The organism is Phycicoccus sp. (assembly GCF_035325325.1).
Taxonomy (GTDB): Bacteria; Actinomycetota; Actinomycetes; order Actinomycetales; family Dermatophilaceae; genus Phycicoccus.
In genome coordinates, this window is record NZ_DAOLAC010000005.1 from 43,004 (window position 1) to 62,077 (window position 19,074).

At 74.0% G+C, this 19,074-nt stretch carries 17 protein-coding genes; 9 read left to right on the forward strand and 8 right to left on the reverse strand.

Going from position 1 to position 19,074, the window contains the following annotated elements:
• Positions 1-91: 91 nt before the first annotated feature.
• Positions 92-2,953 carry an AAA family ATPase gene (locus tag PKA89_RS05360; protein ID WP_324417324.1) on the reverse strand — a complete coding sequence of 954 codons (2,862 nt, stop codon included), beginning with the start codon at positions 2,951-2,953 and terminating at the stop codon, positions 92-94.
• Positions 2,954-2,991: 38 nt separating this feature from the next.
• Positions 2,992-3,189, reverse strand: coding sequence for a hypothetical protein (locus PKA89_RS05365; RefSeq protein ID WP_324417326.1), 198 nt, complete (start codon positions 3,187-3,189; stop codon positions 2,992-2,994).
• A gap of 186 nt (positions 3,190-3,375) precedes the next feature.
• On the opposite strand from PKA89_RS05365, the gene PKA89_RS05370 reads away from it, so the two are divergent.
• A complete protein-coding gene (locus PKA89_RS05370; RefSeq protein ID WP_324417328.1) occupies positions 3,376-3,948 on the forward strand; it encodes a winged helix-turn-helix domain-containing protein in 573 nt (190 codons plus the stop codon).
• Positions 3,945-5,219 carry an MFS transporter gene (locus PKA89_RS05375; RefSeq protein WP_324417330.1) on the forward strand — a complete coding sequence of 425 codons (1,275 nt, stop codon included), beginning with the start codon at positions 3,945-3,947 and terminating at the stop codon, positions 5,217-5,219. The genes PKA89_RS05370 and PKA89_RS05375 overlap by 4 nt, the downstream gene beginning before the upstream one ends.
• 12 nt (positions 5,220-5,231) lie before the next feature.
• On the opposite strand, the gene PKA89_RS05380 is transcribed toward PKA89_RS05375, so the two are convergent.
• A complete protein-coding gene (locus tag PKA89_RS05380) occupies positions 5,232-6,161 on the reverse strand; it encodes a heme o synthase (RefSeq protein WP_324417555.1) in 930 nt (309 codons plus the stop codon).
• Positions 6,162-6,356: 195 nt separating this feature from the next.
• Between PKA89_RS05380 and tkt the strand changes: the two genes are divergently transcribed.
• Genes tkt through PKA89_RS05415 form a run of 7 tightly spaced genes read left to right on the forward strand, consistent with a single transcriptional unit; the run spans position 6,357 to position 15,258 of the window.
• Positions 6,357-8,639, forward strand: a complete 2,283-nt coding sequence (gene tkt, locus PKA89_RS05385) for a transketolase (RefSeq protein WP_324417332.1) — start codon at positions 6,357-6,359, stop codon at positions 8,637-8,639.
• A gap of 8 nt (positions 8,640-8,647) precedes the next feature.
• Entirely contained in the window at positions 8,648-9,769 is a 1,122-nt protein-coding gene (gene tal, locus PKA89_RS05390; RefSeq protein ID WP_324417334.1) for a transaldolase, read from the forward strand.
• Positions 9,766-11,382 (forward strand): glucose-6-phosphate isomerase, encoded by a 1,617-nt coding sequence (locus PKA89_RS05395; protein ID WP_324417336.1) that lies wholly within the window; start codon positions 9,766-9,768, stop codon positions 11,380-11,382. Before tal ends, PKA89_RS05395 begins: the two co-directional genes overlap by 4 nt.
• Positions 11,379-12,923 (forward strand): glucose-6-phosphate dehydrogenase, encoded by a 1,545-nt coding sequence (gene zwf, locus PKA89_RS05400; protein ID WP_324417338.1) that lies wholly within the window; start codon positions 11,379-11,381, stop codon positions 12,921-12,923. Before PKA89_RS05395 ends, zwf begins: the two co-directional genes overlap by 4 nt.
• Complete coding sequence (locus PKA89_RS05405) at positions 12,920-14,056, forward strand: glucose-6-phosphate dehydrogenase assembly protein OpcA (RefSeq protein ID WP_324417340.1); 1,137 nt, start codon at positions 12,920-12,922, stop codon at positions 14,054-14,056. The genes zwf and PKA89_RS05405 overlap by 4 nt, the downstream gene beginning before the upstream one ends.
• Positions 14,053-14,781: a 6-phosphogluconolactonase gene (gene pgl, locus PKA89_RS05410; RefSeq protein ID WP_324417341.1), complete on the forward strand. Its 729-nt coding sequence runs from the start codon at positions 14,053-14,055 to the stop codon at positions 14,779-14,781. Before PKA89_RS05405 ends, pgl begins: the two co-directional genes overlap by 4 nt.
• A gap of 6 nt (positions 14,782-14,787) precedes the next feature.
• Positions 14,788-15,258, forward strand: coding sequence for a hypothetical protein (locus PKA89_RS05415; protein WP_324417342.1), 471 nt, complete (start codon positions 14,788-14,790; stop codon positions 15,256-15,258).
• A 20-nt stretch (positions 15,259-15,278) separates the two neighbouring features.
• Here the strand turns inward: PKA89_RS05415 and PKA89_RS05420 are convergent, their stop codons facing one another.
• The 5 genes from PKA89_RS05420 to gap all read right to left on the reverse strand — a co-directional run bounded on the left by PKA89_RS05420 (position 15,279) and on the right by gap (position 19,019).
• Entirely contained in the window at positions 15,279-15,629 is a 351-nt protein-coding gene (locus tag PKA89_RS05420) for an RNA polymerase-binding protein RbpA (protein ID WP_324417344.1), read from the reverse strand.
• 13 nt (positions 15,630-15,642) lie between these two features.
• Positions 15,643-15,885 carry a preprotein translocase subunit SecG gene (gene secG / locus PKA89_RS05425; protein WP_324417346.1) on the reverse strand — a complete coding sequence of 81 codons (243 nt, stop codon included), beginning with the start codon at positions 15,883-15,885 and terminating at the stop codon, positions 15,643-15,645.
• A 105-nt stretch (positions 15,886-15,990) separates the two neighbouring features.
• Complete coding sequence (gene tpiA, locus PKA89_RS05430; RefSeq protein WP_324417348.1) at positions 15,991-16,788, reverse strand: triose-phosphate isomerase; 798 nt, start codon at positions 16,786-16,788, stop codon at positions 15,991-15,993.
• Complete coding sequence (locus PKA89_RS05435; RefSeq protein WP_324417350.1) at positions 16,789-17,994, reverse strand: phosphoglycerate kinase; 1,206 nt, start codon at positions 17,992-17,994, stop codon at positions 16,789-16,791. It lies immediately after the preceding gene.
• A gap of 20 nt (positions 17,995-18,014) precedes the next feature.
• A complete protein-coding gene (gene gap / locus PKA89_RS05440) occupies positions 18,015-19,019 on the reverse strand; it encodes a type I glyceraldehyde-3-phosphate dehydrogenase (protein ID WP_324417352.1) in 1,005 nt (334 codons plus the stop codon).
• Positions 19,020-19,074 lie beyond the last annotated feature (55 nt).

The following is a 19,074-nucleotide window of genomic DNA, read 5'->3' on the forward strand; positions in this document are numbered from 1 at the left end:
CTCGCCCGGGACCCCGGCGGGCCACGAGCCCGCCCGGCCCCACTCTCGTCGCCGCTGGCCACCGACGACAGGGCCGAACGTCCCGGCGGGGTCACCCCACCGGGTCGAGCATCCCCCGCTCGCGGGCGACGGCGACCGCCTCGCCGCGGCTGCCCGCCCCGAGCTTGGCGAGGATGTTGGAGACGTGGACGCTCGCCGTCTTCGTGCTGATGAACAGCTCGCGGCCGATCTGGCCGTTGGAGCGCCCGTGGGCCAGCAGCCCGAGCACCTCGCGCTCCCGGGCGGTGAGCACGGACGCGACCGGCCGCACGGACAGGCGGTCGAGGGCGTCGAGGAGGGGCCTGGCCCGCAGCCGCTCGGCGACCGGGCGAGCGAGATCCACCTGCTCCCGGGCACCGGGCTCGCCGACCGCGGCGAGCACCTCCGCGAGCCGGGCCCGCGAGCGGGCGAGCTCGTAGGGCTCGGCGCGCTCCTCGAAGAGCGCGACCGTCTCCCGCCAGGCGGCGACGAGCGCGGCAGGGTCGGGCGCCGCCCCGGCGAGCCAGTCGGTCCGCAGCCCCTCCGCCCGGGCGCGCGCCACCCACGCGACCCCCTCGAGCGAGGGTGGCGGGAGCGTCGAGCCGGCGCCCCACACGCTCGCGGCGTCGGCGACGAGGGCGTGCGCGACCTCGAGGAGCCGGCGCCGCTCGTCGGCGGTCCGCTCGCGCAGTGCGCTCCCGAGGTGGCCGACGACGGTGGCGGCGAGCCGCACCTCGACCGGCACGCGCTCGACCTCCCAGAGGTCGCGGAGGAAGGCGACGAGCTCGGCGTGCACCTCGAGCATCCGGTCGACGTGGCCCTCGCGACCGAGGACGTCGATCGCCGCCGAGCCGGCCTGTACGGCGATCCGGCCGTCCTCGGCCCACCACGGCCGGGACGCCGTGAGCAGCTGCTCGGGGTCGGCCTCGCCGCGGGCGGCCGGGATGTAGGAGGCGGCCGACTCCACACCGGCGAACCCCGCGGCGGGCAGGCCGGCCGCCGCGGCGTCGGCGACCAGCCGCGTCGCGAGGTCCCAGTCACCCATCTCGTACGCGGCCGTGACCGCGAACGCGCGACCGTCGACCCCGAACACGGACGCCTCGAGCCCGGCCCGGCGGGCCTCGGCGTGCTCGCGCTCGAAGCCCTCGAGGGCCGCTCGGTAGTCGCCCTGCCGCAGGTGCAGGCTCGCGAGCACGTGCATCGCCCGCAGCAGGGCGAGGTCGGGGGCGTCGGTCCACTCGGCGACGACGGCCTCGAGGCGCCGCACGGACTCGCCCGGGTCGCCCGCCGCCTCGCCGAGCCGGACGAGGACGGAGGACAGGTCGGCGCGGTCGACCGCGAGGTCGTGCTCGACGGCGAGGGCCATCGCCTCGTCGGCCACCGCGACCGCCTCCGCGGTGGCCCCGGCGTCGGTGAGCGCCTCGGCCCGCCGGGTCAGCAGCCCGACCCGCAGCGGGGTCGGGGTGTCGTCGTCGAGCAGCTCCAGGGCCTCGGCGGTGATGGCCAGCCGGTCGATCTTCTCCTCGGTCATCCGGGACGCGAAGGCCAGCGCCCCCAACAGCTCGGCGCGCTCGGAGGGGGACGGGGCCGGGCCGGCGAGCCGCGCCCGCAGGTGCGTCATCGCCCGCATGGGGCGGCCCGCGGCGTTCGCGGCGGCCGCCGCCCGGAGGGTGACCGCGTGGGACTGGCGGTCGTGGACGTCGAGCAGGCCGAGGGCGGTCTCGAAGTGGGCGAGGGCCTCCGCCGGGCCGCCCATGCGCCGGGCGGAGTCGCCGGCCCGGACGGCGGCGGTGAGGGCCAGCTCGCGGTCACCGGAGGCCAGCGCGTGCCGGGCGAGGTCGGCGGCGGTCCCGAGCGAGGGGTCCTCGAGGAGCGCGTCGGCACAGGCCCGGTGCAGCTGGACCCGCTCGTGGGGCAGCAGGTCGTCGCTCACCGCCTCGGCGAGGAGGGCGTGCCGGAACTCGTAGCCGCGGTCGCCCCACGGCTCGAGGACGTGGTGCTCGAGCGCGGCACGCAGCGAGCGGCGCAGCACGGCGGCCTCCTCGCCGGCGACGCGCTCGAGGAGGGCGTGGCGCACCCGCCGGCCGATGACCGCCGCGACCCGCACGACGGACTGGGCCTCGTCGTCGAGCTGGTCGACGCGGGCGAGGAGCAGCCGGTTGAGGTCACCCGCGTCGACGCCGCCGGCCCGGCACGCGGCGGCGAGCTCCTCGGCGAAGAAGGCGTTGCCCTCGGCCCGGCGGGCCACCTCGTCGACGACCCGCGGCCGCAGGTCGGCGCCCACCCGCCGGACGATGTGGCGCAGGTCGACGTCGGGCAGCGGCCCGAGCTCGAGGCGGGTCAGCGCCGGCAGCCGTGACCACAGGGCCAGGGCGCCGGCCAGGGGGTGCCGTCGGTGGATGTCGTCGGTGCGCCAGGTGGCGAGGAGGCCGACACCGTCGGGGGCGCCCCGGGTGAAGAGCAGGGTGAGCAGCTCGCGGGTGGACTCGTCGGCCCAGTGGACGTCCTCGACGACGACGAGCACGCGGCCCCGGGCGCCGAGCTCGCTGAGTGCGGCGTGCACCGCCTCGACGAGGTCGGCCCGTACGGCGTCGCCCCGGGCCCGTCCGGCGAGCCGCGGGACGAGCGGTGCGAGTCCCGGACGGCTGGCGACGAGCTCGTCGACGAGGTCTCGCTCCCGGGCGTCGAGTCCCGCGAACATCTCGACGAAGGGCAGGTAGGGCAGGCTCGTGCCGACCTCGCCCACGCAGTGGCCGACGAGCACGCGCTGGCCCCCGGCGCGCTCGACGAGCCCCGCGACGAGCGCCGACTTGCCGATGCCGGCGTCGCCACCGAGGAGGACCGCGCCCCCGCCGTCGGTGCCCCCGAGCGCGTCCGAGACGCGCTCGAGCTCGTCGGTTCGTCCGACGAGCTCGAAGCGGGCACGGGGTGGCACGGTGCCGATCATCGCAAAGGACACCGACGCCGTCGTGCTCACGGGTGACGCGGGCGGCCGGCCGGACGGGGGCCGGTGAGCCGCGCGACGACCGCGGCCAGCGGGTGGACCCACGGGCCGTGCCCGGGACGACGGCGGACGCCGTGCTGCGGGTGGCGGGTGTCGACCCCGGCGCGCTCGAGCCGGTACTCCACCTCGGCGCGGACGAACAGCGGGTCGGTGACGGTGACGTTCATGGTGTGCTCCTCGGTCGGTGCCGACGACCCGGTGCCGCCGACCACTCCACGGTCGCCGCCTGAGGCAGCGCGGCACATGGGGCGAACTCCCGGTCCTCCTCCCCGGTTCGCGTCTGAGGTACCTCACCCATCGCGCTTCCACAATAATTCTTGTGCAATACACCTTGTGCGTCTACTCTCGACGCCGTGACCCGACCCGAGATCCGCACGCTGCGCGAGGCCGCCCCCCTCGCCGCCCTCGCCCACCCGTTCCGCGCGCGGATGATGGATGCGCTCAAGGTCGACGGCCCCTCGACGGCGTCCATGCTCGCCGCCCGCACCGGCCAGGCCGTCGGCAACGCGAGCCACCACCTCAAGGTGCTCGCCGAGGCCGGGCTCGTCGAGGAGGCCCCGGAGCTGGCCCGTGACCGCCGGGAACGGTGGTGGCGGCTGGTCAGCGCCGGCACGCGCTGGAGCAGCCTCGACCTCGCCGCCGACCCCGCGGCGGCCGCCGCCGCGCACGAGGCCGAGGCCCTGCAGCTGCGCCGCCAGGTCGAGCGGGTCACCGCGTGGCTGGCGAACACTGGCACCGACCCGGACTGGGACGACGCCGCCTTCGCCAACCAGAACTGGATGCGCCTCTCCCCCGCCGAGCTCCGACAGGTGGCCGAGGAGACCGTCGCGCTCTACCGCCGGTGGTCCGACCGCGAGGTCCCCGACGACGGCGTCGAGCGCGAGCCGGTGCTCGTCTTCGCTCGGGGGTTCCCGTGCCAGCCGTGACCGGGCGGCCGCTGGCCGCGCCCCCCGGCCCGGCCCCGTTGCGGGACAACCGGTCCTTCCGCCTCCTCTGGTTCGGCGAGGGGGTGAGCGTCCTCGGGGCGATGACCACCTCGGTCGTCGTACCGCTGCTCGCCGTGACCACCTTCGACGCCGGCCCGGTGTGGATGGGCCTGCTGACGGCGGCGGCCTGGCTGCCCTGGCTGCTCGTCGGGCTCCCCGCCGGGGCCTGGGTCGACCGGCTCGACCCCCGCCGGGTGATGATCGCCGCCGACCTCGTCGCGGCGCTCGCCGTCGGCTCGGTCCCGGTCGCCTGGGCCACCGACCGGCTCACCCTCCCGCACCTCCTCCTCGCGACCCTCGCCGGCGGCGCGTGCTCGGTCTTCTTCCGCACGGCGTACGGCGCGTTCGTGCCGTCGGTCGTCCGCGAGGGCGACCTCGAGACCGCCAACGGCCGCCTCTACGGCACCGAGTCGGCGATGCAGGTCGCCGGTCCCGGCGTCGGCGGCCTCGCCGTCCAGGTCCTCGGCGGCGCCCTCGCGCTCGTCCTCGACGTCGCGAGCTTCCTCGTCTCCGCCGTGTGCCTCTGGCGGGTCGACCCACGGACCCTGCGACCGCGACCGGAGCGCGCCGAGCGCACGACGCTGCGACGCGAGATCGCCGACGGGGTCGGGGTCGTGGCCCGCGACCGCCACCTGCGCTTCTTCTCGCTCCAGGGGGCGGCCTCGAACTTCGCGCTGACCGGCTACGGCGCCCTCCTCGTCCTCTTCCTCGTGCGCGACCTCGGCGTCCGTCCGGCGACCGTCGGCCTCCTCCTCTCGGCGGGCAGCGTCGGCGGGCTCGTCGGGGCCGCCGTCGCCACGCGGCTCGCCCGGCGGGTCGGCACGGCCCGGGCGCTGCGCTGGCTCCAGGTGCTCGGCGGCCCCACCGCACTGCTCATCCCGCTCGCGGGGCCCGGCGCGGCCGTGGCGCTCGTCCCCCTCGGGGCTGCCCTCGTCGGGGTCGGGGTCGTCGGCGCGAACGTCGTGCGCAGCGCCTTCCGGCAGCGCTGGACCCCGCCGGCGCTCCTCGGCCGGACGATGGCCGCGTCCTCGGTCCTCAACTTCGGGACGATGCCGGTCGCCGGCGTCGTCGCCGGCTGGCTCGGCTCGTCCCTCGGCGTGCACCCGACGATCGTCGTCATGACGGGCCTGCACGCGCTGACCTCGCTCGTCGTCCTCGTCGGCCCGTTCCGGACCGGGCGCGACCTGCCCGAGGGGCGGCTCGACGACTGAGCCGTCGGGCGCTCAGCGCAGCGCGAGGTGCAGCAGCGGGTCGAGCGCCACCGCGAGGAAGACCACCGTGACGTAGGTGATCGAGTAGTGGAAGAGCCGCATCGGCTTGAGCGCGAGGCCGGTCGCCCCGCGACGGGCCGCAGTGTGCAGCCGGTGGGCCTCGGCGACGAACAGGGCGCCGGCGACGACGGCGACGGCGGTGTACAGCCAGCCCATCCGCGCGACCGGGACGAGCACCAGCGACGTGGCCACCATGACCCACGAGTACGCGACGATCTGCCGGCCGACGGCGACCGGGCCACGCTCGACCGGCAGCATCGGCACCTCGGCCGAGGCGTAGTCGTCGCGGAAGGCCATCGAGAGCGGCCAGTAGTGCGGCGGGGTCCAGAAGAAGATGACGAGGAAGAGCACGACCGCCGGCCAGCCGAGCGAGCCGGTGACCGCCGACCAGCCGATGAGCGTCGGCATGCACCCGGCGATGCCGCCCCACACGATGTTCTGCGACGTGCGCCGCTTGAGGAGCATCGTGTAGCCGACGGCGTAGAGGGCGATCGCGAGCAGCGACAGCGCGGCCGACAGGACGTTGACGACGAGCGCGAACCACACGGTGGAGGCCACGGTGAGGGCGCCACCGAAGACCAGCGCCTCGCGGACGGTCACCTCCCCGGTGACCATCGGCCGCGTGCTCGTGCGGTGCATGAGGCGGTCGATGTCGCGGTCGTAGACCGAGTTGAACGTGTTCGCGGCCCCGGCGCTGAGGATGCCGCCGACCAGGGTCGCCACGACCAGCCAGAGGGAGGGCACGCCGCGCTCGGCGAGGAACATGACCGGCACCGTCGTCACGAGCAGCAGCTCGATGATGCGGGGCTTGGTCAGCGCGACGAAGGCGGCGACCCGGCGTCGCCCGCGACGCGCGGCAGCAGCCGCGGGAGCGGTCGTCACGGGAGTGGTGGCCACGTCGTCCTTCGGGTCGGCCGGAACGGTGTCCAGCGATTCTATCCGCCACCGCAGGGTGGACGTCGACGCCCCCGACCGTGGGCCCTCGTGCGGGGCTAGGGTGGGTCGCAGTTGCGCACACGGCGCCCTCACCGCCGGTGGCGACGTCGATTCCGAACGTCCCCGCGAGAGAGGTATCCCTTGACCACCACGACCACCCGCAAGCGTGCCGCCTCCCCCCTCGCCGGCCGCTCCCCCAAGCTCTCGAAGCCGCTGGCGAAGAAGGCGAAGTGGACCGACCTCGACGTCCGCGCCGTCGACACGGTGCGAGTGCTCGCCGCAGATGCGGTGCAGCACAAGGGCAACGGCCACCCCGGTACCGCGATGAGCCTCGCGCCCGTGGCGTACCTGCTCTACCAGCAGGTGATGCGCCACGACCCGGCCGACCCCGCGTGGCTCGGCCGCGACCGCTTCGTCCTCTCCTGCGGGCACTCCTCGCTCACCCAGTACATCCAGCTCTACCTCTCCGGCTACGGCCTCGAGCTGTCCGACCTCAAGGCGCTGCGCACGTGGGGCTCGCTGACGCCGGGGCACCCGGAGGTCCACCACACCAAGGGCGTCGAGATCACCACCGGTCCGCTCGGCTCGGGCCTCGCGAGCGCCGTCGGCATGGCGATGGCCCAGCGCCGCCAGCGCGGGATGCTCGACCCCGACGCGAAGGCCGGCCAGAGCCCCTTCGACCACCACGTCTGGGTCCTCGCCTCGGACGGCGACATGATGGAGGGCGTCGCGTCGGAGGCCTGCTCGCTCGCCGGCCACCAGGAGCTCGGCAACCTCACCGTGGTCTACGACGCCAACCAGATCTCCATCGAGGACGACACCGACATCTCCTTCTCCGAGGACGTCGCGAAGCGCTTCGAGGCCTACGGCTGGGACGTCGTCGACGTCGACTGGCGGCAGTCCACCGACCCCGCCGGCGGCCCCGACTACACCGAGGACGTCGACGCCCTGCTCGCGGCGCTCGAGAAGAGCCGCCGCCCCGGGCGGCGCCCCACCCTCGTGCGCCTGCACACCGTCATCGCGTGGCCCGCTCCCTCGGCCCGCGGCACCGGCAAGGCGCACGGGTCCGCCCTCGGGGCCGACGAGGTCGCCGCGACCAAGGAGCTGCTCGGCTTCGACCCGAAGAAGTCCTTCCAGGTCGAGCGCGAGGTCCTCGCCCACGCACGTGAGGTCAAGAAGCGCGGCAAGGCCGCCCACCGCGAGTGGGACACCGGCTACAAGGCCTGGCGCAAGGGCAACCCGGAGTCCGCGGCCCTCCTCGACCGGCTCGTCGCCGGCGAGCTGCCCGACGGCTTCGCGAAGGCCCTCCCGACGTTCGACGCCGACCCGAAGGGCATCGCGACCCGCGCCGCCTCCGGCAAGGTCCTCGGCGCCCTCGCCGACGTCGTCCCCGAGCTCTGGGGTGGCTCGGCCGACCTCGCCGAGTCGAACAACACGACGATGGCCGGCCAGCCGTCGTTCATCCCGACCGGGAAGCAGACCGAGGAGTGGAAGGGCGGGCCGTACGGGCGGACCCTCCACTTCGGCATCCGCGAGAACGGGATGGGCATGATCCTCAACGGGATCGCGCTCGAGGGGATGACCCGGCCCTACGGCGGCACCTTCCTCGTCTTCTCGGACTACATGCGTCCGGCCGTCCGGCTCGCGGCCCTCCAGCAGCTGCCGGTCACCTTCGTCTGGACCCACGACTCGGTCGGCCTCGGTGAGGACGGCCCGACCCACCAGCCGGTCGAGCACCTCGCGTCGCTGCGGGCCATCCCGCAGCTCGACGTCGTGCGGCCCGCGGACGCCAACGAGACGGCCGAGGCCTGGGCGGAGATCCTGCGCCGTCGGCGCACCGCCGGTCTCGCCCTCTCCCGCCAGGCGCTGCCCACCGTCGACCGCCGCACCCATGCGAAGGCCAGCGGCGTCCGCAAGGGCGCCTACGTCCTCGTCGACGGCGGGAAGAACGGCGACGAGGCCCCCGAGGTGATCCTCATCGCCACCGGGTCCGAGGTCACCGTCGCCCTCGGCGCGCGCGAGCGGCTCGAGCGCAGCGGCACGCGCACCCGGGTGGTCTCGATGCCGTGCCGGGAATGGTTCGAGGAGCAGCCGCGCTCCTACCAGGAGAAGGTCCTGCCGTCCGCGGTGACGGCCCGCGTCAGCGTCGAGGCGGGTGTGGCCATGGGCTGGCACGACCTCGTCGGGGACTCCGGTCGCTGCGTCAGCCTCGAGCACTTCGGGGCCAGCGCGGACGGCGAGACGCTCTTCCGCGAGTTCGGGTTCACGCCCGAGGCGGTCGCCAAGGCGGCCAAGGACTCGCTCAAGGCGGCTCGCACCGCCCACGGTCCCCCTGCGGGGACCGCCCCGCGCCCAGGGGCAAGGGCCCCCGGCGCCGGGGGGAACAGGAAGCCCCCGAGCCCCAAGCCCCCGGGGGGGAAGTGACCACCGCCATGACCACCACCACACCCCAGCCCCTCCAGGACCTCGCCGCGAACGGCGTGTCGATCTGGCTCGACGACCTGTCGCGCGAGCGGATCTCGTCGGGCAACCTCCAGGAGCTCATCGACACCCGGGGCGTCGTCGGCGTGACGACCAACCCGTCGATCTTCCAGGCCGCGCTCGCCGAGGGCCACGCCTACGACGAGCAGGTCGAGGAGCTCTCCCGCGCCGGGAGGACGGTCGACGAGGCCGTCTTCGCCCTGACCACCCGCGACGTGCACGACGCGTGCGAGGTGATGAAGCCGGTCTGGGAGCGCACCGACGGCCAAGACGGCCGGGTCTCCATCGAGGTCGACCCCCGCTCGGCGCACGACACCGCGAAGACGGTCGAGGAGGCCAAGGCGCTGGCCGCCGAGGTCGGCCAGCCGAACGTCTTCATCAAGATCCCGGCCACGGTCGAGGGGTTGCCGGCCATCTCGCAGGTGCTGGCCGAGGGCATCTCGGTCAACGTCACCCTGATCTTCAGCCTCGACCGGTACCGCGCGGTGATGAACGCCTTCCTCACCGGTCTCGAGCAGGCCCGTGAGCAGGGCCGCGACCTCTCGACCATCCGGTCGGTCGCGTCGTTCTTCGTCAGCCGGGTCGACTCCGAGGTCGACAAGCGCCTCGACGCCATCGGCTCCGACGAGGCGAGGAGCGTGCGCGGCAAGGCCGGCATCGCCAACGCCCGGCTGGCCTACCAGGCGTACGAGGAGGTCTTTTCCACGCCGCGCTGGGCCTCCCTCGAGGCGGCCGGGGCGCACCCGCAGCGGCCGCTGTGGGCATCGACGGGAGTCAAGGACGAGGCCTACCCGGACACGATGTACGTCACCGAGCTCGTCGCCCCCGGCACCGTCAACACGATGCCGGAGAAGACGCTCGAGGCCACGGCCGACCACGCGGAGGTCACCGGTGACACCGTCACCGGCGCCTACGCCGACGCGGCCGCGGTGCTCGACACCCTCGAGCGGCTGGGGATCTCGTACTCCGAGGTCGTCGACCAGCTCGAGCGCGAGGGCGTCGACAAGTTCGAGAAGAGCTGGGCCGAGCTGCTCGACGGCGTCACGCGCGAGCTGGAGAAGGCGAGCGCGTGAGCACGCTCGACGTCTCCGCCACCGGGGCGGCGGCCGAGGCCGTCGCCACCCACGTGCCCACCCTCGTCGCCGACCGGGTGGCGAGCCGGCTGTTCGCCCAGGACCACACCCTGTGGGGTGAGGCCGCCGAGGACGAGGCGTCCAAGCGCCTGTCCTGGACCGGTCTCCCCCGCAGCTCGCGCCCGCTCGTCGGCGAGGTCGCCGCCCTGCGGGCGGTGCTGCAGGAGGTCGGCTACGACCGCGTCGTCCTCTGCGGGATGGGCGGCTCGTCGCTCGCCCCCGAGGTCATCTGTGCGACCGCCGAGGTGCCGATCGTCGTCCTTGACTCGTCCGACCCGGACGTCGTCCGTGGCGCGCTGACCGACCTCGGGCGCACCGTCGTCGTCGTCTCCAGCAAGTCCGGGTCGACGGTCGAGACCGACAGCCAGCGCCGCGCCTTCGAGCAGGCCTTCCGCGACGCCGGGCTCGACCCGACCTCCCGGATGGTCGTGGTCACCGATCCGGGGAGCCCACTCGACCAGCAGGCCCGCGGTGACGGCTACCGGGTCGTCAACGCCGATCCGGCTGTCGGAGGTCGGTACTCGGCGCTCACCGCGTTCGGGCTCGTCCCGAGCGGCCTGGCCGGCGCCGACATCGAGGCGCTGCTCGACGACGCCGAGACCGTCGCCGACCTCCTCGCCGCCGACGACGAGGCCAACCCGGCCCTCCGGCTCGGCGCGGCGATGGCGGGCACCGAGCCGCTGCGCGACAAGCTCGTCCTCGTCGACGCGGGCACCGAGAACGTCGGCTTCCCCGCGTGGGCCGAACAGCTCATCGCGGAGTCGACGGGCAAGGAGGGCACGGGTCTCCTGCCGGTCGTCGCGGTCGGGTCGGTCCCGACCGACCCCTGGCCGGACGCCACCGTCGTCCGGCTCGTCGCGACCGACGCGGACGACGACACCACCGAGGGCGCGTCCCTCGTGACCGTCGCCGGGCCGCTCGGTGCGCAGATGCTCCTGTGGGAGGCGGCGACCGCCGTGGCCGGCCGGCTGCTCGGCATCAACCCCTTCGACCAGCCCGACGTCGAGAGCGCGAAGGCCGCCGCCCGCGACCTGCTCGGGAAGGGCATCGGCAGCGGGGACGCGCCGGCCTTCACCGACGGCGCGGTCGAGGTCCGCACCCTCGGCGGCGACTGGCTGACCGGCACCCGAACCCTCGACACCGCGCTCGACGACCTGCTCGCGCAGCTCGACCCCGAGCGCGGCTACGTCGCCGTGATGGCCTACCTCGACCGCGAGGCCGACGCCGACCTCGAGAACGTCGCGCACGACCTCGCGGCGCGCACCGGCCGGCCGGTCACGTTCGGCTGGGGTCCCCGGTTCCTCCACTCCACCGGGCAGTACCACAAGGGCGGCCCGGCGACCGGCGTCTACCTCCAGGTGACGACCGCGCCGGCCGAGGACTTGGCGGTGCCGGGGCGCGACTTCACCTTCGGGCAGTTCATCGCGGCCCAGGCCGCCGGTGACGCCCAGGTGCTCGCCGAGCACGGCCGACCGGTCCTCCGGCTCCACCTCGCCGACCACGACACCGGCCTCGCCCAGGTGCGCTCCCTCCTCGGCCGAGGCGGCGCATGAGCCCGGCCCGCGTCACCGCCGAGTCCAACCCGCTGCGCGACCCCCGGGACAAGCGCCTCCCGCGGATCGCCGGGCCGTGCTCTCTCGTCCTCTTCGGGGTGACCGGCGACCTCGCCCGCAAGAAGCTCATGCCGGCGATCTACGACCTCGCCAACCGAGGCCTGCTGCCACCGGGCTTCTCGCTCGTCGGCTTCGCCCGGCGGGACTGGGCCGACCAGGACTTCGGGAAGATCGTCTACGAGTCGGTCAAGGAGCGGGCGCGCACCCCGTTCCGCGAGGAGGTGTGGCGCACCCTCTCCGAGGGCATCCGGTTCGTGCCGGGCAGCTTCGACGACGACAGCGCCTTCGACCTGCTCGCCGAGACCGTCGCCGAGCTGGACGAGCAGCGCGGCACCGGCGGCAACCACGCGTTCTACCTCTCCATCCCGCCCGGCTCGTTCGCGACCGTGTGCCAGCAGCTCGAGCGCTCGGGGCTCTCCACGCCGAAGAGCGGGTCGTGGCGGCGGGTGGTCATCGAGAAGCCGTTCGGGCACGACCTGGCGTCGGCCCGCGAGCTGAACTCCATCGTCGAGAACGTCTTCCCGGCGGACTCCGTCTTCCGGATCGACCACTACCTCGGCAAGGAGACCGTCCAGAACCTCCTGGCCCTGCGCTTCGCGAACCAGATGTTCGAGCCGGTCTGGAACGCGAACTACGTCGACCACGTGCAGATCACGATGGCCGAGGACATCGGCATCGGCGGCCGGGCCGGCTACTACGACGGCATCGGCGCCGCCCGCGACGTCATCCAGAACCACCTCCTCCAGCTCCTCGCGCTCACCGCCATGGAGGAGCCGGTCTCGTTCGACGCCCAGGGGCTGCGCTTCGAGAAGGAGAAGGTCCTCTCGGCGGTCCGGATCCCCGACGACCTCGCGGCCGGCACGGCGCGCGGGCAGTACGCCAGCGGCTGGCAGGGCGGCGAGGAGGTCGTCGGCTACCTCGAGGAGGACGGCGTCGCGACGGGCTCGACGACCGAGACCTACGCGGCCGTGCGGCTCGAGATCGACACCCGGCGCTGGGCCGGCGTGCCGTTCTACCTGCGCACCGGCAAGCGCCTCGGCAAGCGGGTCACCGAGATCGCGGTCGTCTTCAAGCAGGCGCCGCACCTGCCCTTCACGCACACCGCGACCGAGGAGCTCGGCCAGAACGCGGTCGTCATCCGGGTCCAGCCCGACGAGGGCGTCACGCTCCGGTTCGGCGCCAAGGTCCCCGGGGCGCAGATGGAGGTGCGCGACGTGACGATGGACTTCGGCTACGGCCGCTCCTTCACCGAGTCCTCCCCGGAGGCCTACGAGCGGCTCATCCTCGACGTGCTCCTCGGCGAGCCGCCGCTCTTCCCCCGGCACGAGGAGGTCGAGCTCTCCTGGCAGATCCTCGACCCGATCGAGAAGTTCTGGGCGGGCAAGGGCCGGGCCCCGCAGCAGTACGCCGCGGGCGGCTGGGGACCGCAGTCCGCGGACGCCCTGATGCACCGTGACGGACGCGAGTGGAGGCTCCCGTGATCGTCGACCTCCCGAACACCTCGACCGCGGCCGTCTCGAAGAAGCTCGTCGCGCTGCGGGCCGACACCGGCTCGATGGCCCTCTCGCGCGTGCTGACCCTCGTCGTCCCCGTCGACGAGGCCGACGCCGAGCAGGCCATCGAGGTCGCGAACGACGCGAGCCGGCAGCACCCGTGCCGGATCATCGTCGTCGTCGCGGGCAACCGCCGTGGCGTCGCCCGCCTCGACGGCCAGATCCGGGTCGGTGGCGACGCCGGCGCGTCCGAGGTCGTCGTGCTCCGGCTCTACGGACCGCTCGCGAGCCACGGCCGCGCGGTCGTCACGCCGCTCCTGCTCGCCGACTCCCCCATCGTCGTGTGGTGGCCGCAGGAGGCGCCGAAGGACCCCGCGGCCGACCCCGTCGGCGCGATGGGCCAGCGACGGATCACCGACGCCGCGCACACGACGGGAGCCCCGCGCACCGTCCTCAAGCGGCTCGCCGCGGCCTACTCCCCCGGCGACAGCGACCTCGCCTGGTCGCGGATCACGTTGTGGCGCGGGCTGCTCGCCGCGGCCCTCGACCAGCCGCCGTACGAGCCGGTCACCGAGGCGCTCGTCGTCGCGGCCCCGGACTCCCCGTCCGGGGAGCTGCTCGCCGGGTGGCTCGCCAGCCGCCTGCGCTGCCCGGTGTCGCTGGCCCGCTCCAAGCAGGGCTCGGGCATCATCTCGGTGCGCCTCGAGCGCCGGAGCGGCACCGTCGACCTCGTCCGCCCGGAGGACGGCAACACCTCGATGCTGCGCCAGCCCGGCCAGCCGGACCGCACGCTCGCGCTGCCGCACCGCTCGGACGCCGAGTGCCTCGCCGACGAGCTGCGCCGGCTCGACCCCGACGAGGTCTACGAGGAGGCGCTGACCAAGGGGTTCCCGGCCCTGCGCACCAGCCGGCGCACCGCGAGCGAGGCGGTCCGCACGGGCGAGGCGCCCTCGCCCGCCGAGGCCGAGCGCACCGCCAAGCGGCTGCGGCGCGCGGCCCGGGCCGCGGGCAGCAGCGCGATGGTCGAGAAGCGTCCGATGCCGGCGGAGGGCGCCTCGAGCGAGGACGTCCGCAAGGCGGCCGCCACCAAGCTCGCCGAGGTGAAGGAGCGCCGCTCGTGACCCGCAGCACCGTCCTCGTCCACCCCTCCAAGCAGGCCCTCGCCGATGCGGCGGCGGCCCGGCTCGTCGTCGCGCTCGTCGACGCCGTCGGGGCCCGCGGGGTCGCCCACGTCTCGTTGACCGGCGGATCGATGGGCTCGGAGATCGTCCGCTCGCTCGCGGCCGAGCCGGCCCGGACCGCCGTCGACTGGCGCCGGGTCCACGTCTGGTGGGGCGACGAGCGCTACCTGCCGGCCGGTGACCCCGACCGCAACGACACCCAGAACGACGACGCCGGGCTCGCGACGCTCGGGCTCGACCCGGCGCACGTGCACCGGGTTCCGGGCCCCGACGCCACCGCCTCGGCCGAGGAGGCCGCCGACGCCTACGCGGCCGCCATCCGCGAGCACGGGTCCGGCGCGTTCGACGTCATGGTCCTCGGTGTCGGCCCGGACGGGCACGTCGCCTCGCTCTTCCCGCACCACCCGGCGGCGGGCACCACCGACGCCGTCGCCGTCGCGGTGCACGACTCCCCCAAGCCGCCCCCGGACCGCGTCTCGCTGACCCGCGAGTGCCTCGAGCGCTCCCGCGAGGTGTGGTTCCTCGTCGCCGGTGCGGACAAGGCCGACGCCGTCCGCCGCGGGGTCGAGGGGTCGCCGTTCGAGCAGACCCCGGCCGCGCACGTCCACGGCGAGGAGCGCACGCTCTGGCTCGTCGACGCCGACGCCGCGGGCGAGCTGGGCTGAGGCGCCGTGGGCATCCTCGACCGCTGGCGCTCCCGCGAGCCGGAGACGGTGCTCGCCGAGGACCCGGCGCAGGACGACCTGCTCGAGCCGGTGGAGGAGGTGACGAGCCGTCCCCTGACCGGGGACGAGGAGGCCCGGCTCGAGGCCTACCGGCTCCGGTACGCGGACCACGGCATCGACCCCACGGACCTCGTGAGCGTGGCGGCCGCCTACGACGCCGCCGTCGAGCGGGACGACGAGGCCGAGGCCTCCGAGGTCGTCACCGTCGTCTCGACGGTCATCGGCGACCACCTCGTCGCCGCCGGCTACCGCTGGGTCGTCGCCAACGACCCGTTCGGCACGGACCTCGCCGTCGAGCCCCCACGCCGCGGCGTCCCCGTCGTGCTGCGCACGCTCGTCGCGGTCCGCTGGATGAAGCGCGAGCAGGGCTGGGTCGAGAACGTCGTCGGCCACCTGGCGTCCGCCGGCCGCCGCTGAGGGCCGCGCGGGTCAGCGGCTCACTGGATGAGGCCGCGTCCGCGCAGGCTCTCGAGGGCCTCCTCGAGGATGGCCTGGCCGTCCTCGTCGGAGCGGCGCTCCTTGACGTAGGCGAGATGGGTCTTGTAGGGCTCCACCTTCGGCGGGGCCGGCGGGTTGTCCTGGTCCTGCCCGGCGGGGAACCCGCAGCGCGGGCAGTCCCACTGGTCCGGGACGACGAGCCCCGGCTCCTCGGCGAAGCTCGGCTTCGTCTCGTGCCCGTTGGAGCACCAGAACGAGACGAACCGGCGCGGGGCCGCCTCGCCGCGCTCGGCCTCACCCATCGGGCCCGCGCCCACGCGCGAGCCACGGATCGCGTTTCCTCCGGCCATGGTCAGTCCCCTCTCAGGCGAACCGCTCGAGGACGCCGAGACCGACGACGCAGGTGAACCAGACGATCGCCACCCCGACGGTGATCCGGTCGAGGTTGCGCTCGGCCACGGACGAACCGCCGAGCGAGCTCGACATGCCGCCGCCGAACATGTCCGACAGCCCGCCGCCCTTGCCCTTGTGGAGCAGGATGAGGAGGGTGAGGAAGAGGCCTCCGATGACCAGGAGGACCTGGAGGCCGATGCGAACCGCGTCCACGAAAGGGATCCTTCGCTGTGGGGGGCTGGGGACGAACCGGACAAGGATAACCGTTGCCCGGTGCGGCCGCCGCGAGCCCCGGGGCGCGCGGCAGCTGCGGACCGCTCAGCTCGTCGTCAGGTGGTCGCGGAAGCGGCAGATCGCGGCGAACTCGCCGGCCTCGAGCGAGGCACCGCCGACGAGCGCGCCGTCGACGTCGTCCTTGCCCATGATCGCCGCGACGTTGCCCGACTTGACCGACCCGCCGTAGAGGATGCGGATGCCGTCGGCGACGTCGCCGCTGTACAGCTCGGCGAGCTTCGTGCGGATCGCCGCGCAGACCTCCTGCGCGTCGTCCGGGGTGGCGACCTCACCGGTGCCGATCGCCCAGACCGGCTCGTAGGCGACGACGACGGTGCGCGCCTGGTCGGCGGGGATGCCGTCGAGGCCGGCCTCGACCTGGGCGAGGACGTGTGCCACGTGCGTGCCGGCCTGCCGGACCTCGAGCCCCTCGCCGACGCAGAAGATCGGCGTGAGGCCGTGCTTGAAGGCGGCCTTGAGCTTGAGGTTGACCACCTCGTCGGTCTCGGCGTGGTACTCGCGCCGCTCGCTGTGCCCGACGACGACGTAGGTGCAGCCGAGCTTGGCGAGCATCGCGCCGCTCACCTCGCCCGTGTAGGCGCCGGAGTCGTGGACCGAGAGGTCCTGGGCGCCGTGCCGCAGGTCGAGCCGGTCACCGTCGATCAGCGTCTGGACGCTGCGGATGTCGGTGAACGGCGGCAGGACGACGACCTCGACGGCGGCGAAGTCGTGCTTGCCGTCGCGCAGGGTCCAGTCGAGCTTCTGGACGAGGTGGGTCGCCTGGAGGTGGTCCAGGTTCATCTTCCAGTTCCCCGCCATGAGCGGGGTGCGGCCCGAGGCCATTCAGTGCTCCTTCGTGAGGATCGCGATGCCGGGCAGCTCCTTGCCCTCGAGGTACTCGAGGGAGGCGCCACCCCCGGTGGAGATGTGGCCGAACTGGTCGTCGGCGAAGCCGAGCTGCCGCACCGCCGCCGCCGAGTCGCCGCCACCGACGACGGTGAGCGCACCACCGGCGGTGGCGTCGACGAGCGCCTGCGCCACCGCCTTCGTGCCGGCCGCGAACGGGGCCATCTCGAAAGCACCCATCGGGCCGTTCCAGAAGACCGTGCGGGCGTCGGCGAGCTTGTCCGCGTACAGCCCCGAGGACTCCGGACCGATGTCGAGGCCCATCGCGTCGGCCGGGATGGCGTCGGCGGCCACGGTGTCGGTCTCGGTGTCGGCGGAGAACTCCTTCCCGACGACGACGTCGACGGGCAGGACGATCTCGACGCCCTCGCGCTCGGCCCGCTCGAGGTAGCCCTTGCACGCCTCGACGCTGTCGGCGTCGAAGAGGCTGGTGCCGATCTCGTGGCCCTGGGCGGCGAGGAACGTGAAGAGCATCCCGCCGCCGATGAGCAGCCGGTCGGCGGTGCCCATGAGGTTGTCGATGACGGCGAGCTTGTCGGCGACCTTGGCCCCGCCGAGGACGACGGCGTACGGGCGCTCCGGGGACTCGGTGAGGCGGCGCAGCACCTCGACCTCGTCGTGGACCAGCCCGCCCATCGCCGACGGCAGCCGGGTGGCGACGTCGTAGACGGAGGCCTGCTTGCGGTGCACGACCCCGAAGCCGTCGGAGACGAAGGCGTCGGCGAGCCCGGCGAGGGCGTCGGCGAACTCCGCCCGGTCCTCGTCGGCCTTGGCCGTCTCGCCCGGGTTGAACCGGAGGTTCTCGAGGAGGACGACGTCACCGTCGGCCATCGCGGACACGGCCGCCCGCGCGCTCTCGCCGACCGTGTCGGTGGCGAAGACGACGTCGCGCCCGAGCAGCTCGGAGAGCCGCCCGACGACGGGCCGCAGCGAGTACCTCTCCTCCGGGGCACCCTTGGGCCGCCCGAGGTGGGCGCACACGACGACGCGTGCGCCCGCCTCGGACAGCTGCCGGATGGTCGGGACCGACGCCCGGATGCGGCCGTCGTCGGTGATAGTCGTGCCGTCGAGGGGCACGTTGAGGTCGGACCGGACGAGGACGCGCTTGCCGCGCAGGTCGCCCAGCGAGGCGATGTCAGCCATGGGTCGGTCGGTCCCCCGGGTCAGAGGCTCGCGCCGACGTGCACGACGAGGTCGACGAGGCGGTTGGAGTAGCCCCACTCGTTGTCGTACCAGCCGACGACCTTGACCTGGTTGCCGATCACCTTGGTCAGGCCCGAGTCGAAGATGCACGAGCTCGGGTCGGTGACGATGTCGGCGGAGACGATCGGGTCCTCGGTGTACTTGAGGTAGCCCTTGAGCGCGCCCTCGGCGGCCTTCTTGACGATGGCGTTGACCTCCTCGACCGAGGTCTCGCGGCCGGCCTCGAAGGTGAGGTCGGTGGCGGAGCCGGTCGGGGTCGGGACGCGCAGCGCGTAGCCGTCGAGCTTGCCCTTGAGGTCGGGCAGGACGAGGCCGATGGCCTTCGCGGCGCCGGTGCTCGTCGGGATGATGGAGAGCGCGGCGGCGCGGGCACGCCGCAGGTCGCGGTGCGGGCCGTCGAGGAGGTTCTGGTCCGAGGTGTACGCGTGGACGGTCGTCATGAGGCCCTTGACGATGCCGAGCTCGTCGTGGAGCGCCTTGGCCATCGGGGCGAGGCAGTTCGTCGTGCACGAGGCGTTGGAGATGACGTGCATCGTCTCGGGGTCGTAGTCGTCGTGGTTGACACCCATGACGAAGGTGCCGTCCTCGTTCTTGGCCGGCGCGGAGATGATGACCTTCTTGGCGCCGCCGTCGATGTGTGCGTGCGCCTTGGTGGCGTCGGTGAAGATGCCGGTCGACTCGATGACGACGTCGGCCCCGGCGTCGCCCCAGGCGATGTCCGCGGGGTTGCGCTCGGCGAAGATCTTGATCGTCGTGCCGCCGACGGTGATCGAGTCGTCGGTGTACGACACGTCGTCGGCGAGCACGCCGAGGACGGAGTCGTACTTCAGCAGGTGCGCGATCGTCTTGTTGTCCATGAGGTCGTTGGCGGCGACGATCTCGATGTCGGCGCCCGACGCCTGCACGGCGCGGAAGAAGTTGCGCCCGATGCGGCCGAAGCCGTTGATGCCTACGCGAACGGTCACTTGCGTTGCCTTCCGAGGGGAGGGATGTGACGTGGGTCGGATCCCACGTCCCTGT

Excerpts from the sequence above, each read along its gene's own strand:
- tal (WP_324417334.1), top strand. The coding sequence starts at position 8,648 with ATGACCACCACCACACCCCAGCCCCTCCAGGACCTCGCCGCGAACGGC.
- tpiA (WP_324417348.1), bottom strand. The coding sequence starts at position 16,788 with ATGGCCTCGGGCCGCACCCCGCTCATGGCGGGGAACTGGAAGATGAAC.
- PKA89_RS05420 (WP_324417344.1), bottom strand. The coding sequence starts at position 15,629 with ATGGCCGGAGGAAACGCGATCCGTGGCTCGCGCGTGGGCGCGGGCCCG.
- PKA89_RS05435 (WP_324417350.1), bottom strand. The coding sequence starts at position 17,994 with ATGGCTGACATCGCCTCGCTGGGCGACCTGCGCGGCAAGCGCGTCCTC.
- zwf (WP_324417338.1), top strand. The coding sequence starts at position 11,379 with ATGAGCCCGGCCCGCGTCACCGCCGAGTCCAACCCGCTGCGCGACCCC.
- PKA89_RS05365 (WP_324417326.1), bottom strand. The coding sequence starts at position 3,189 with ATGAACGTCACCGTCACCGACCCGCTGTTCGTCCGCGCCGAGGTGGAG.